General features: G+C 52.4%; 13 protein-coding genes. 10 read left to right on the top strand and 3 right to left on the bottom strand.

Going from position 1 to position 14018, the window contains the following annotated elements; translation table 11 throughout:
• Positions 1–97: 97 nt before the first annotated feature.
• Entirely contained in the window at positions 98–1207 is a 1110-nt protein-coding gene (locus tag LK04_RS12425; protein ID WP_039336421.1) for an SLC13 family permease, read from the bottom strand.
• A gap of 21 nt (positions 1208–1228) precedes the next feature.
• Entirely contained in the window at positions 1229–1687 is a 459-nt protein-coding gene (mntR, locus tag LK04_RS12430; RefSeq protein ID WP_039336423.1) for a manganese-binding transcriptional regulator MntR, read from the bottom strand.
• 265 nt (positions 1688–1952) lie between these two features.
• Between mntR and LK04_RS12435 the strand changes: the two genes are divergently transcribed.
• The 4 genes from LK04_RS12435 (at position 1953) to LK04_RS12450 (ending at position 6237) form a co-directional block, all read left to right on the top strand.
• A complete protein-coding gene (locus tag LK04_RS12435) occupies positions 1953–2147 on the top strand; it encodes a hypothetical protein (protein ID WP_039336426.1) in 195 nt (64 codons plus the stop codon).
• Between the two features lie 303 nt (positions 2148–2450).
• Entirely contained in the window at positions 2451–3179 is a 729-nt protein-coding gene (locus tag LK04_RS12440) for a gluconate 2-dehydrogenase subunit 3 family protein (RefSeq protein ID WP_039336428.1), read from the top strand.
• The gene (locus LK04_RS12445) at positions 3179–4957 is read left to right on the top strand and encodes a GMC family oxidoreductase (protein ID WP_039336430.1); all 1779 of its coding nucleotides are present in this window, start codon (positions 3179–3181) and stop codon (positions 4955–4957) included. The genes LK04_RS12440 and LK04_RS12445 overlap by 1 nt, the downstream gene beginning before the upstream one ends.
• 11 nt (positions 4958–4968) lie before the next feature.
• On the top strand, positions 4969–6237 hold the full coding sequence (locus tag LK04_RS12450; RefSeq protein ID WP_418903651.1) for a c-type cytochrome: 1269 nt from the start codon (positions 4969–4971) through the stop codon (positions 6235–6237).
• 207 nt (positions 6238–6444) lie between these two features.
• Here the strand turns inward: LK04_RS12450 and ompX are convergent, their stop codons facing one another.
• Positions 6445–6957, bottom strand: coding sequence for an outer membrane protein OmpX (gene ompX / locus LK04_RS12455; RefSeq protein WP_039336051.1), 513 nt, complete (start codon positions 6955–6957; stop codon positions 6445–6447).
• Between the two features lie 378 nt (positions 6958–7335).
• On the opposite strand from ompX, the gene rhtA reads away from it, so the two are divergent.
• The 6 genes from rhtA to ybiO all read left to right on the top strand — a co-directional run bounded on the left by rhtA (position 7336) and on the right by ybiO (position 13996).
• Positions 7336–8244, top strand: a complete 909-nt coding sequence (gene rhtA, locus LK04_RS12465) for a threonine/homoserine exporter RhtA (RefSeq protein ID WP_039336047.1) — start codon at positions 7336–7338, stop codon at positions 8242–8244.
• Between the two features lie 295 nt (positions 8245–8539).
• Positions 8540–9043: a DNA starvation/stationary phase protection protein Dps gene (dps, locus tag LK04_RS12470; protein WP_039336045.1), complete on the top strand. Its 504-nt coding sequence runs from the start codon at positions 8540–8542 to the stop codon at positions 9041–9043.
• Positions 9044–9360: 317 nt separating this feature from the next.
• Positions 9361–10107 carry a glutamine ABC transporter substrate-binding protein GlnH gene (glnH, locus tag LK04_RS12475; RefSeq protein ID WP_039336043.1) on the top strand — a complete coding sequence of 249 codons (747 nt, stop codon included), beginning with the start codon at positions 9361–9363 and terminating at the stop codon, positions 10105–10107.
• Between the two features lie 85 nt (positions 10108–10192).
• The gene (glnP, locus tag LK04_RS12480) at positions 10193–10852 is read left to right on the top strand and encodes a glutamine ABC transporter permease GlnP (RefSeq protein ID WP_039336041.1); all 660 of its coding nucleotides are present in this window, start codon (positions 10193–10195) and stop codon (positions 10850–10852) included.
• A complete protein-coding gene (gene glnQ, locus LK04_RS12485; RefSeq protein WP_039336039.1) occupies positions 10849–11571 on the top strand; it encodes a glutamine ABC transporter ATP-binding protein GlnQ in 723 nt (240 codons plus the stop codon). The genes glnP and glnQ overlap by 4 nt, the downstream gene beginning before the upstream one ends.
• 190 nt (positions 11572–11761) lie before the next feature.
• On the top strand, positions 11762–13996 hold the full coding sequence (ybiO, locus tag LK04_RS12490; RefSeq protein WP_418903652.1) for a mechanosensitive channel protein: 2235 nt from the start codon (positions 11762–11764) through the stop codon (positions 13994–13996).
• The last annotated feature ends 22 nt before the right edge of the window (positions 13997–14018 follow it).

Raw genomic sequence — 14018 nt, forward strand, 5'->3', positions numbered from 1 at the left:
TACAGAAGCCAACAAAACACGCATTTATTGCTACTCACTGCGATAACGCGCTGAAAAATCAACGCGTCAGCCCGGTTATCAGCACAATAATGCCGGTTTAACTTAGCCATTGAAGCAGCAGCCAGCCCCACAGCATCGACCACGCCAGCATCGGTAAAGAAAACAGATGGAAACGCCACCAGACGCGCGCATCCTGTGCCATACGCAGCGCGATGAGATTGGCTAAAGAACCGGGCAGCAGACCGAAACCACCAATGTTTACCGCCCAGGCGAACACATCGGATGGCGGCACTTTCTGTAACAGCAAAATGGTCGCCGGAACGTTACTGATCACCTGCGACAGGCCAATCGCCAGCAGATATAACCCGCCCTCTCCCAACTGACTGATAGCAGCGAAATGCGGTTGCAGTAACGGCAGATGCATCAATAAAAAGACATCGATAAACATCGCCACAAACACCAGTAGCAGGCTCCAGTCGATACTGGCTAAGACCTTACGTGCCATCACTAAAAAGCAGGCGGCGACCAGCAGCAACGCCCAGCCCGTCATTTTCAATTCCAGGGCCACGATAAACACCACATAGAGCATCACGCTGACGAAAAACAGCGGCTTCTGCCACTGATGCGCAGCGCTTTGTGCATGCTTTTCAATAAGCCGGGCGGGGAAACTCCACCAGGTGAGCGCCATTAAGGTGATCATTAAAAACGCAGCCAGCGGAGCCATTTGCAGCATGAACCCCGACACACTTAAAGTACCGTGACTCCACAGCAAAATATTCTGCGGATTGCCGACTGGCGTCAGCAGCGATCCCGCATTCACGGCGAGCGCCTCAAAAATAATCAGGCGGGAAATCGGTAAGCGTGAAAATTTACGCAGCGTCAATGTCAGCGGCACCAAAATAAACAGTGCGACATCATTGGTCAAAAAGGTGGAGAGTAACGCGGCCGCACACACCATAAACAGCGCCAGCGTGCGCTCATGCTGAAAGCGCTGAATCAGGCGTGCACCAAGCACATCAAAGTAGCCGCTGTTCTCCAGCCCTTTGGTTAGCATCAATAAACCGGTGAGCGTCATGATGGTGTGCCAGTCAACAGCGCCTGGCAGTTGCGGCCAGCGAAAATCGGCCAGCGGCAACAGCACCACACCCAACAGCAACAACAAATGCAAAATACGATCACGCATTAAGGAACGAAGCACGATGGGCATGATGGCGAAAAGCCTTGTAGGTTAGCGACTCTCGTAAAACTGCTTGAAAACGGCCAGGGTTTCATCACTGACGTGATGCTCAAGACCTTCAGAATCTCGGCGGGCGGTTTCCGGGCTGACACCCAGAGCCAACAGAAAGGTTTCAACAATATGGTGGCGAACGCGGCTCGCTTCGGCCAGCTTCTCACCTTCCGCAGTGAGGAATACACCACGATACGGCACCTGTTCAACCAAACCGGTGGTGCCCAGACGCTTCAGCATTTTGGCTACCGTAGGTTGAGAAACGCCTAAACGCGCAGCCATATCCACCTGACGGGCTTCACCAAATTCACGAATCAAATCAGAGATTAACTCGACGTAGTCATCAATAAGTTCACGTCGATGCGCTTCGCGCACCTGGCGAAATCCTTCGACATGCTCCTCGATATCTTTAAGCGGCCCCTGGGGCGTATTGTTAGCGCTCTTTGCACGACGACTCATTCAGCTTCCTCTTTATTATCTGCCGCACTTTAACTGCGGTGCGGGCCTGGCTGCGCTCATTGTAAACCAGGCACAAATAAGCACAAATTTTTCCTAAATAGTGTTGGCTAAAGAGTATAGCCAGTGCTATCTTTGTTCGTAATGTAAGCGAATAGCTTATTAAGGAGGCAAAGATGAACGAACCCTATCTGCTGCTGCTCCTTTTCCTGCTGTTTATTGCAGGCTTATGCTTACTGTTACGATGTCATTCTTTCGGGAGGTAAACATGACCACCATGAAAAACTGCCTCGACTGCGGCAAATGCTTCCAGGCTGAACAAAGCAAACCGGCTTTTGAACTGAAGTCATTGCTGTGCCTCTTCAGCCGTTCACCGTTTGCACTGCGTCTGATGCTGGTTGAAAAGCTGACGGGCAAACAGCTGGTTGAGCGCCCCTGCCCGAATTTAATCTGGCGCGGTTAACGCCGGTTTAAATCTCCTCTTGGGATCCGTTTTCATACGGATCCTCTGCACGATCTCACATTTTGTTACCTTTTTAGTCCCACTCTTTCTATTGTTATTGAACGAAAGCTATACCCCCATTTCTTCTATGGCTGAATCGCTTCAGGTTGTACACCCCTCTTTTCTTCAACATTGCTTAAACGGTTAGGCTGCTAACATTTAGCTTGCAACCTATTGTGACAGCTGATTAATCTCCTCATAACAAAAAATTACATACTTATAACAAAACTAACCCAGGGTGGGTTTTCTTAAGGAAGATCAGCAATGTCACTAAAAAAGCCTGAAGAGCAACCATCGGGCCGGAGACGATTTTTGCAAAAATCGCTCTCGCTCATTCCTCTCGCCGCCGCAGCCAGTACCGGTGTGGTGTCACTCTCCTCCCCCGCTGCCGACAAACCGCAAGGTGTGTTATCAGACTATGTTCCTGCCTACTTCAATGACAAAGAGTGGAAATTCCTGCTCGCCGCGTTGGATCGCCTGATCCCCGCCGATGCCAATGGCCCCGGTGCCGTGAGCGAAGGCGTACAGGTGTTTATTGATAAGCAAATGGAACTGCCCTACGGCTATGGACGCCTGTGGTACATGCAAGGCCCGTTTGCCGATGCCATCCCAGAGATGGGTTACCAGTCGCATTTAGTCCCACGCGATACCTATCGTTTAGGGATTGCGATGGCTGACCAACATTGTCAGCAGCAGTATCAGAAGGATTTTTATCAGCTGGAAACCGCGCAGCAGGAAGAGGTATTGCGCGCGCTGGAAGCCGACAAACTGCGTAACGATGCCATTCACGGCAAGCTGTTTTTCGAGCAACTGCTGGAGAACGCCAAAGAGGGTTATCTCGCCGATCCGATTCACGGCGGCAACCAGACGCTGGCCTCGTGGAAAATGATTGGTTTTCCCGGTGCACGTGCGGACTTCGTCGATACCGTACAACAGCCGAATAAACCCTATCCGCTTGGCCCAGTCAGTATTTCCAGCAAAAGGAGCGTGTAATGGCAGCAGTAAAAAAAGCGCCCGTCGATGTCGTGATCGTCGGGTTTGGCTGGACCGGCTCGCTGATGGCGATGGAACTGGCCAGCTCTGGTTTGAATATTGTGGCACTGGAACGCGGCGAAAATCGCGATACCTACCCTGACTTCTCTTATCCGCGCATCGCGGATGAACTCACTTACGGCATTCGTCTAAAACTGTTCCAGAATGCCTCGAAAGAGACGGTCACGGTACGCCACACCACCCAGGAAACCGCGCTGCCTTATCGCCGCTTTGGTTCTTTCCTGCCCGGTGATGGTGTGGGCGGTGCAGGCACCCACTGGAATGGCCAGCTGTGGCGTCCCCTGGAAGCCGATCTGAAAATGCGCAGCACCGTGATTGAAAAATACGGCGCGGATTTCATCCCTAAAGACATGACGGTGCAGGATTATCCGTTCACCTATGATGAAATGGAGCCGTACTTCGACAAGTTCGAAAAAATCTGCGGCGCGGCCGGTCAGGTGGGTAACCTGAAGGGTGAGAAAGTCGAAGGCGGTAACCCTTTTGAATCCCCGCGTAAAAATGGCTACCCGACCAAACCGCTGGAAACACTGTATGCCGGCGAGCTGTTCTCCAAAGCAGTGAAACAGCTGGGATATCATCCCTTCGAATGCCCGGCGGCCAACTGTACCGAAGCCTGGACCAACCCTTACAACGTACAACTTGGCGTCTGTAACTACTGCGGTTACTGCGAACGCTTTGGCTGCTTCAACTACTCTAAGGGTTCACCACAGAGCTGCGTCATCCCCGCGCTCAAACCCTTTAGCAATTTCGAGCTGCGCACTCAGGCACACGTGATTCGCGTGAATACCGACAGCAGTGGCAAGAAAGCCACGGGCGTCACCTATATCGATGCGCAGGGCAATGAAGTGGAACAACCGGCCGACCTGGTGATCCTCAGCGCCTTCCAGCTGCATAATGTAAGACTGCTGCTGTTGTCGAAAATCGGCAAGCCTTACGATCCGCAAACCGGTGACGGTGTGGTGGGCAGAAACTACGCCTATCAGATGACCGGTGGCATCAAGCTGTTCTATGACAACGACAACTGGTTCAATCCGTTTGCCGCGACCGGCGCTACTTCAACCGTGATCGACGATTTCAACGCCGAGAACTTTGACCACAGTAAAGTCGGCTTTGTCGGCGGTGCCACCATCTCCGCCGCCTTCTCTGGTGGTCGCCCGATTCAGCAGATGGGCATTCCTAAAGATGCGCCACGCTGGGGCTCAGGCTGGAAGCAGGCCATCAAAGATAACTATCTGCACAACATGAACGTCGGTTCATCCGGCTCCGTGATGCCTTACAAGCAGTGCTATCTCGATCTTGACCCCACCTACCGTGATATCTACGGCCAGCCTCTGCTGCGCATGACGTTTGACTGGCAGCAAAACGAGCTGAAGATGACCAACTTCATCAAGGATAAAGCGGAGGAGATCGTCAAGGTGATGAATCCGAAGCACTACGAAGTGGGATTCAAGACACTCAACAGCCATTACGATGTGCGTCCTTATCAATCCACGCACACCACGGGTGGTGCGGTAATGGGTGACGATCCGCGTACCAGCGTGGTGAACAAATATCTGCAGAGTTGGGATGTGCCGAATCTGTTTGTGACCGGTGCCTGCTGCTTCCCGCAAAACCTGGCGTACAACCCCACCGGGATTGTGTGTGCCACCGCACTGTTCGCGGCGGATGCGATTCGCAGCCGTTACCTTGCTAACCCCGGCCCGCTGGTTCAGGCCTGATAAGGAGCGTCATAGTGAAATTTTCCGCACTTTTTCTCGCTCTGAGCGGCGCGCTGGTAAGCCATGCGGCATTGGCGGCCAGTGAAGCTTCGGTTAAACAGGGTGAATATCTGGCGAAAGCGGGCGATTGCGCCGCCTGCCACACAGCGGCGGGCGGTCAGCCGTTCGCCGGTGGACTCAAAATGAGCACGCCGATTGGCGCGATTTACTCAACTAACATCACCCCCGATAAAACCCACGGCATTGGTGACTATAGCTACGACGATTTCGCAAAAGCGGTGCGTGGCGGCGTGGCGAAAGATGGCAGCTCGCTCTATCCGGCGATGCCGTTCCCGTCCTATGCCAAAATCAGCGACAGCGATATGCACGCTTTGTATGACTACTTTATGCAAGGCGTTAAACCGGTCAGCCAGGAGAATCACAAAAGTGATATCCCCTGGCCGCTGAGCATGCGTTGGCCGCTGGCGATCTGGCGCTGGACCTTTGCCGATGACAGCACCTATGCACCGGTGGCGGGCAAATCGGAACAGTGGCAGCGCGGTGCTTATTTGGTACAGGGGTTGGGTCACTGTGGATCCTGCCACACGCCGCGTGGCATCGGCTTCCAGGAAAAAGCCATGGATGAGAGTGGTAAAGGCTATCTGACCGGCGGCACGCTGGAAGGCTGGCACGCACCGGATCTTACCGCCAGCCCAGCCGCAGGACTTGGCAGCTGGTCGCAGCAGGATATCGCCACCTTCCTGAAAACGGGTGCCAATAAACAGGGTGCCGCCTTTGGTTCAATGACCGATGTCATCGCACACAGCACGCAATACCTCAGTGATGAGGATCTGAATGCGATAGCCGTTTATCTGAAGTCACTGCCTGCCGCAGATGCAACCGCGGCTCCGCAGGCCAGCGATGCCACGGCACAAGCGCTGTTTAAAGGGGATGTCAGCCAACCGGGCGCACAGGTGTATGTTGATAACTGTGCTGCCTGTCACCGAACGGATGGGAAAGGCTATGCCAGTACCTTCCCTGCGCTGGCGCACAATCCTGCCGTGCTGAGTGAGGACCCGTCTTCAGTGATCAGTGTGATTCTGAAAGGAGGCCAACGTGCGATTACGCAGCAGGCGCCGACCGGTTTCACCATGCCTGATTTCGCCTGGCGTCTTGATGATCAGCAGGTCGCTGATGTCGCGAACTTCATCCGCAACGGATGGGGCAATAAAGCGGCACCGGTAACGGCTGACCAGGTCAAAAAGATCCGCGCGACACTGCCTCCTCCTGCCAAACAGTAGGCATAAAAAAACGGCCCGCATTGGGCCGTTTCTTGTGCAACTCTGGTCTATACCCAAAATAATTCGAGTTTCAGGAAGGCGGCAAGTGCATGAATCCTCAGGAGCTTACTGAAGTAAGTGACTGAGGTGAATGCACGTAGCCAACGCACCTGCACCAAGAGTAGGCCCCATGAGGGGACTTGAAGGATGAAGGGTATAAGTAAAAACTTAGAAGCTGTAACCCACGCCAGCAATCCAGGTGCCCACGTCTACGCTGCGGATACGGCTCTGCTCGTAACCAACATCCAGAGCAACGTTCTGGATTGGGTTGAACTGCATACCTGCGCCGTAAGAGAAGCCGTAGTCGCTGGTGTCAGATTTAGACTGTGCAGCAGCGTCGTTTGCCTGGTATTTGCCGTAGCCGATACCGACAACACCGTAGATGCTTGCCCAGTCGTTCAGACGGTAAGCAGGACCACCGGTGATACCGTAGTACTGGCCTTTGTTGTACACGCCAGCGTCAGTACGGTCTTTCTCGGTGTAGGTGAAAGAACCGATCCAACCCAGTGGGTTAGTACCGTCTTCGTAACGGTATTTCAGGTTGAAGCCGTTTGCTTTGTTAGCAACACCTTGATAATCGCTCTGCGCGTAGCCAGCAGAAACGGTGCTCTGTGCCATGGCTGAACCAGCAGAAACTGCCAGTACGCAAGCCAGTGCTGAAAGACATGCAATTTTTTTCATAACCACCTCAAATGTGAATATACTTCTCTCCTGACAACGCTAAAAATATAACAAAAATCAGCCAGAAACTCTGCCCCGTATTTGTTGTCTAACAGATTGTTTGGTGTAACAGAAAGTTAATGAAGTTTCGTATGTCATTCATTTTACTTATAAAAACCTTCATATTTCTGCAATCTAATTTCGGGTCACAAATAATACCTTTAAGTATATTCCTAAAAAAACCTGACATTTCTTTACTGAAACGGCCCTGAAAGTGGTTACTTTTCATCCCGTCGCGATATTTTATTTCCCTGATTTGCGCCTCCTTATTTACTCTGAATTCCTTTAAACTGGCGTTTTGTTACTTTGTTGTTAATCACTACAGGAATGGATTACAGGATGTCTGCGCCTCTGACCAACCCCAAAATGGCTCCGGTATGGTTCCCGATTGCCGTACTGCTTATCGCTATGCTTTCACTGCAAGGTGGTGCCTCACTTGCCAAATCGTTGTTCCCCACCGTGGGAGCACCCGGCATCACCGCGCTGCGTCTGGGGCTGGGCACCCTGATTCTCTGCGCCATCTTTAAACCCTGGCGCCTGCGTTTTACGCGTGCTCAACGCAAGCCGCTATTAATGTATGGGCTGGCGCTGGGGTGCATGAACTACCTTTTCTATTTGTCCATCCGCACCGTGCCGCTTGGTGTGGCGGTTGGCCTCGAATTTCTTGGCCCGTTAACGCTGGCACTGGCGGGCGCACGCCGGCCTCTGGATTTTCTCTGGGTGTTGCTGGCGGTGACAGGGTTGTGGTTCTTGCTGCCGATTGGCGATGGCATCAGTCACATCGATCCGCTGGGTGCACTGCTGGCGGTGGGAGCCGGTGCTTGTTGGGCCGTCTATATCCTGGCGGGCCAACGCGCTGGCGCAGAACATGGCCCGGCCACCGTGGCAATGGGATCGTTGATCGCCTCGATCATCTTTGTGCCACTCGGGCTGACCTTTGCCGCGCCGGGCATCTGGCACTGGGAAATACTCCCGCTGGCCTTGATCATCGCCCTGCTTTCCAGCGCCATTCCCTACTCTCTGGAGATGATGGCGCTGACGCGACTGCCTGCACGTATCTTTGGCACCCTGATGAGCCTGGAACCGGCGATGGCCGCCCTATCTGGCATGCTCTTCCTCGGTGAACTGCTGACCTTTAAGCAGTGGATCGCTTTACTGGCGATTATTGCCGCTTCGGCGGGTTCGACACTCACCATGAAACAAAAGCGTGCCAAAATAAACGAAGTGGATATAAACACCCCCCAGTAAATAACGTCTTTATTCAGCCTGAAACATTCAGGCTGAATAAATAAGCATTCTCATTCAATTCTTTTCATTCATTACTCTGCATTTGTTATTATTTTGCAACATCACTAAAAGATAATTAACATCAATATCAACTTATTGTTATTTACGGAATTAGCCCAAAAAAGATAAAACCCTGCGCAACATTAAGGTTTATCTATTCCTGTCATCGGTTTAAACAATCCAGCACAACAAAAAACTGCTGCTATACTTATTCCCGTGCTTGATTAGGACAACCATCAATTAGAGGATATTAATGATGAGTACCGCAAAACTGGTTAAAACTAAATCGTCTGATCTCATTTACACCCGTAATGATGTTGCTGATAGCGATAAGAAAGCGACCATCGAGGTGCTCAACCGTCTGGTAGTGGAATATATTGATCTGTCGCTGATCACCAAACAGGCGCACTGGAATATGCGTGGCGCCAACTTTATAGCCGTGCATGAGATGCTGGATGGCTTCCGCACCGCGATTGCCGATCACCAGGACACCATCGCCGAGCGTGTGGTGCAGTTGGGTGGCGTCGCCTTAGGTACTACCCAGATCGTCAACGATAAAACGCCACTGAAAAGCTATCCGCTAAATATTCATAGCGTGCAAGATCACCTGAAAGCGTTGGCCGACCGTTACGCGATTGTGGCTAACGATACGCGTAAGGCGATTAGCGAAGTCAGCGATGAAGATACCGCTGATATCTTCACTGCCGCATCGCGCGATTTGGATAAATTCTTGTGGTTCATCGAATCCAACATTGAATAACGTATGACATCAAAGGCGGGTTATCCCGCCTTTTTTACATTTGTAACATCATGGTGCTTTTTTTGACGCCGTTAACAATTTCTTAATCCTGCCTTTCCCTTGCTATGCCCTTGGTGCACACTGTGCCCGCACCACAACAGCACATTGCACCATATTGGTGACCCAAATAGGTGCAAACTTTTCATCGTATGCAAAATCGCTTCAGCATGGCCCTGCATCCTGCTGATTTCGATAAAAATGAAAAGTTGGCATACTTTTTTCATATGATACGCCGTACAGCAGGCCATCAGGTCTGAAGGGTAATAAGGAAAATAATGATGAAGTCTTTGATTAAAGTCTCCGTGGCCGCGCTGGCGCTGGCCTTCTCGCTTTCTTCCACTGCAGCAGATAAGAAACTGGTTGTCGCCACTGACACCGCATTCGTGCCGTTTGAATTCAAACAAGGCAACGATTACGTCGGCTTCGATATCGACCTGTGGGCCGCTATCGCTAAAGAGCTGAAGCTGGATTACACCCTGAAGCCAATGGACTTCAGCGGTATTATCCCAGCCCTGCAAACTAAAAACGTTGACGTGGCACTGGCCGGTATCACCATCACACCTGAGCGCCAGAAAGCCATCGACTTCTCTGACGGCTACTACAAAAGTGGTCTTTTAGTGATGGTGCGCGAGAACGAAAACAACATTAAAGGTATTGACGATCTGAACGGCAAAGTGGTTGCGGTGAAGAGCGGTACCGGTTCTGTTGATTACGCGAAAGCACACATCAAATCGAAAGATCTGCGTCAGTTCCCGAACATCGACAACGCCTACATGGAATTAGGCACCAACCGTGCTGATGCCGTGCTGCATGACACACCAAACATCCTGTACTTCATCCATACTGCAGGTAAAGGTCGCTTTAAAGCGGTTGGCGAATCAATCGAAGCTCAGCAGTACGGTATCGCCCTGCCGAAGGGCAGTGATGAGCTGCGTAACCAGATCAATGGCGCGTTGAAAACCCTGCGCGACAACGGCACTTACAATACTATTTATAAAAAATGGTTCGGCAGCGAACCAAAATAATTCCGGCTTAAGCCGATTTTTGTAGCAGGGAGCTTATTCTCCCTGCTTTTTATATTTCCACTGCAACTGATTCTGGAGTGACACCATGGAGTTTGACTGGAGCGTCATTTGGCCTGCCCTGCCGATTTTGATCCAAGGCGCCAAAATGACCCTGATAATTTCCGTACTCGGCCTGGTCGGCGGATTGATTATCGGCCTGGTGGCCGGTTTCGCCCGCGCGTATGGCGGCTGGGTGACCAACAACCTCGCGTTGGTCTTTATCGAACTGATTCGCGGCACGCCTATCGTGGTGCAGGTGATGTTTATCTACTTCGCACTGCCGATGGCTTTCCCCGATTTGCGTATCGATCCGTTCACCGCCGCGGTGGTGACCATCATGATTAACTCCGGTGCCTATATCGCGGAAATTACGCGTGGTGCGGTGCTGTCGATCAACAAAGGTTTCCGTGAAGCGGGCCTGGCGCTGGGCTTATCACGTCGTGAAACCCTGCGCTACGTCATCATGCCTTTAGCGCTGCGTCGTATGCTGCCACCACTGGGCAACCAGTGGATTGTGAGTATCAAAGATACCTCGCTGTTTATCGTGATTGGTGTGGCGGAACTGACCCGTCAGGGCCAGGAGATCATCGCCGGAAACTTCCGCGCGCTGGAGATCTGGAGTGCTGTTGCCATCATCTATCTGGTTATTACGCTGGTGTTGAGCTTTGTGCTGCGCCGTATTGAGAAAAGGGTGAAAATCCTGTGATTGAATTTAAAAACGTCTCTAAAAACTTCGGCCAGACTCAGGTTCTGCACGACATCAATCTGAAGATTAATCAGGGTGAAGTAGTGGTGATTATCGGGCCATCAGGCTCGGGTAAATCGACCCTGCTGCGCTGCATCAACAAGCTGGAAGAGATCACCACCGGTGACTTGATTGTTGATGGTATGAAGGTCAACGATCCTAAAGTCGACGAGCGCCTGATCCGTCAGGAAGCTGGCATGGTGTTCCAGCAGTTCCATCTGTTCCCACAGATGAGTGCGCTGGATAACGTCGCCTTCGGTCCTATTCGCGTTCGCGGTGCCAAGAAAGACGCTGCGCAGAAGCTGGCACGTGAACTGCTGGGCAAAGTAGGCCTGGCTGAGCGTGCACACCACTTCCCGGCTGAGCTGTCCGGTGGACAGCAGCAGCGCGTGGCGATTGCCCGTGCTCTGGCAGTGAAACCGAAGATGATGCTGTTTGATGAGCCGACCTCTGCTCTCGATCCTGAACTGCGCCATGAAGTGCTCAAGGTTATGCAGGATCTGGCGGAAGAAGGCATGACCATGGTCATCGTGACGCACGAAGTCGGTTTCGCACAGAAAGTGGCTTCACGTCTGATCTTCATCGACAAAGGCACCATCGCCGAAGATGGCAACCCGGATGAGTTGATTACCAACCCGCCGAGCGATCGTCTGCGCGAGTTCCTGCAGCACGTTTCCTGATAACGATGCAGTAAGTAAAAAGCCGCATCAGCTTAGCTGTGCGGCTTTTTTATTATCTTTGGCTCTTGTTAGATAATTTTCCTTTCAGAATCTTCACCTTCCATTGATGACTATACTTTTTCTCTGGTGCCGCTGAGCGTTGTTCAAGGAGAAAGTCATGTCGTTTGCCCACCCATTATGGCGCTTCGCCATGTGGATGCTGCTCTGTCTGTTCCTCATGCCTGCCGCCAACGCGGTCAATCTGCCGCAGGCGGCCGTTGCGGCTCAACAAACGCAAACCCCCACAGCCAGCAACACGGCTAACAGCGAACCCACCATTGAAGATAAAAAAGCCGCCTATGCCGCACTGGCTAATATTCTGGAAGACAGCACTTCGCGCCAGGAGCTGATTGATCAGTTGCGCCAGGCTGCCAACAGTAAGGCCGTGGACGAGCAGCCGGTACTGGCACCGCCGCAGGCCGATCAGGAAGATCCCACCGTGCTGGAGAGTGTCACCAACGTGACGCGGGAATATGGCGGCGCAGTAGCCTCACAGTTTGTTCAGTTGCATGACAACATTGTGAATGCGCCGCACAAGGCATTTAACCAACAGACCTTTTTTAATGCGCTTAAGTACTTTGTTGGGCTGGCCGCCGCCGTGTTTGCCTTCTACTGGCTGACTCGGCTGTTAATGTATCCGATTTGGCAACGCATGGGCCGCTGGGGACGTAATCACAATCTTGAACGCAGCAAATGGCTGCATCTGCCTGCCACCATTGCATCAGCGTTTATCCTCGATTTACTGCTTCTGGCATTGACGCTGTTTATCGGCCAGATCATCAGTGATAACTACCACAACAACAACCGCACCATTGCCTATCAGCAAGGGCTGTTCCTGAATGCGTTTGCCCTGATTGAATTTTTCAAAGCGGTGCTGCGCCTGATTTTCTGCCCCCGCTTCCCTACCCTGCGTTTCTTCCATCTCTCCGATGCACGCGCCGCTTACTGGAATACGCGCCTGAGCTGGCTGAGCGGTATCATTGGTTACGGACTGTTGGTGGTGGTGCCGATTGTCTCTAACCAGGTGAATATGCAGGTCGGCGCGCTGGTGAATATGCTGATCATGTGCATCATGACTGGTTGGGCACTGTGGTTGATTTTCCGCAACAAACGCAATATCCATGATGAGTTGGCGCGCCTGGCCGATCGCAGCATGAGCTTCTTTGCCCTGTTCATTCGCGCCTTCGGTATGGTGTGGCACTGGCTGGCGAGTGCTTACTTTATTGCCCTGTTCCTGTTCTCTATTTTCAATCCTGGCGACAGCCTGAAGTTTATGATGTCTGCCACGGTGCGCAGTATGGCGATCATTGTCATCGCCGCGCTGATCTCTGGCATGTTGACACGCTGGATTGGTAAGACCCTGACGCTGTCGCCCGACCTGCGGCGCAATTACCCTGAGTTGCAAAAACGGGTGAATGACTGGGTAAAAGCGCTGCTAAAACTGGCTCGCGTCATTACCGTGTTTGCCACTCTGCTGCTTTTACTGAACGCCTGGAATCTGTTCGATCTTACACACTGGCTGACCTACGGTGCCGGGCAGAAGATGGTTGATGTGCTGATCCGCATCGTGATGATTCTGCTGCTCTCCGCCATTGGCTGGACGTTACTCGCCAGCTTGATTGAGAGCCGCCTGGCCTCAGATTCTCACGGTCGCCCGATGCCCAGTGCGCGTACGCGTACACTGCTGACGCTGTTCCGAAACGCGCTGGCCGTGGTGATCAGCACCATCACCATTATGATTTTGCTGTCGGAAGTAGGGGTGAATATTGCGCCGCTGCTGGCGGGTGCGGGTGCGTTGGGGCTGGCGGTGTCATTCGGTTCCCAAACGCTGGTGAAGGATATTATCACCGGCATCTTTATCCAGTTTGAGAACGGTATGAATACCGGCGATTTGGTGACGATTGGGCCGATTACCGGCACGGTAGAACGCATGTCCATTCGCTCGGTTGGCGTGCGCCAGGATACCGGTGCCTATCACATCATTCCGTGGTCTTCGATCACCACCTTCGCCAACTTCGTGCGCGGCATCGGCTCATTTGTAGCGAACTATGATGTAGACCGCAGTGAGGATACCGAGCGCGTCAACGCCACGCTGCAAGCGGCAGTGAAAGATTTACTGGATAACCCAGATATTCGCGGCATGGTGATCGGCGAACCGAGCTTTTCGGGCTTGGTCGGCTTAACCAATCAATCTTTTACTGTGCGCGTGTCGTTTACCACCCAGCCGTTGAAACAGTGGACGGTGCGGTTTGCGCTGGATGATAAAGTGAAAAAGCATTTTGATGCGGCAGGGATCAGAGCACCGCATCAAACAGTAGAGGTGATGCAAACCGGCAGTGATGTGGCCTCTGCTGCCAGTGTGCCTGCGCTGCCGCCACCGATGTAGCAACGGAAGTTATCCAGCGTGC

Source organism: Pantoea vagans, from assembly GCF_001506165.1.
Classification (GTDB): Bacteria; Pseudomonadota; Gammaproteobacteria; order Enterobacterales; family Enterobacteriaceae; genus Pantoea; species Pantoea vagans_C.

Bases quoted from the DNA above. Each gene is read 5' to 3' on its own strand.
- LK04_RS12445 (WP_039336430.1), top strand. From the start codon at position 3,179: ATGGCAGCAGTAAAAAAAGCGCCCGTCGATGTCGTGATCGTCGGGTTT.
- ybiO (WP_418903652.1), top strand. From the start codon at position 11,762: ATGTGGATGCTGCTCTGTCTGTTCCTCATGCCTGCCGCCAACGCGGTC.
- dps (WP_039336045.1), top strand. From the start codon at position 8,540: ATGAGTACCGCAAAACTGGTTAAAACTAAATCGTCTGATCTCATTTAC.
- LK04_RS12435 (WP_039336426.1), top strand. From the start codon at position 1,953: ATGACCACCATGAAAAACTGCCTCGACTGCGGCAAATGCTTCCAGGCT.
- rhtA (WP_039336047.1), top strand. From the start codon at position 7,336: ATGTCTGCGCCTCTGACCAACCCCAAAATGGCTCCGGTATGGTTCCCG.
- LK04_RS12425 (WP_039336421.1), bottom strand. From the start codon at position 1,207: ATGCCCATCGTGCTTCGTTCCTTAATGCGTGATCGTATTTTGCATTTG.
- glnP (WP_039336041.1), top strand. From the start codon at position 10,193: ATGGAGTTTGACTGGAGCGTCATTTGGCCTGCCCTGCCGATTTTGATC.
- LK04_RS12440 (WP_039336428.1), top strand. From the start codon at position 2,451: ATGTCACTAAAAAAGCCTGAAGAGCAACCATCGGGCCGGAGACGATTT.
- mntR (WP_039336423.1), bottom strand. From the start codon at position 1,687: ATGAGTCGTCGTGCAAAGAGCGCTAACAATACGCCCCAGGGGCCGCTT.
- glnH (WP_039336043.1), top strand. From the start codon at position 9,361: ATGAAGTCTTTGATTAAAGTCTCCGTGGCCGCGCTGGCGCTGGCCTTC.
- ompX (WP_039336051.1), bottom strand. From the start codon at position 6,957: ATGAAAAAAATTGCATGTCTTTCAGCACTGGCTTGCGTACTGGCAGTT.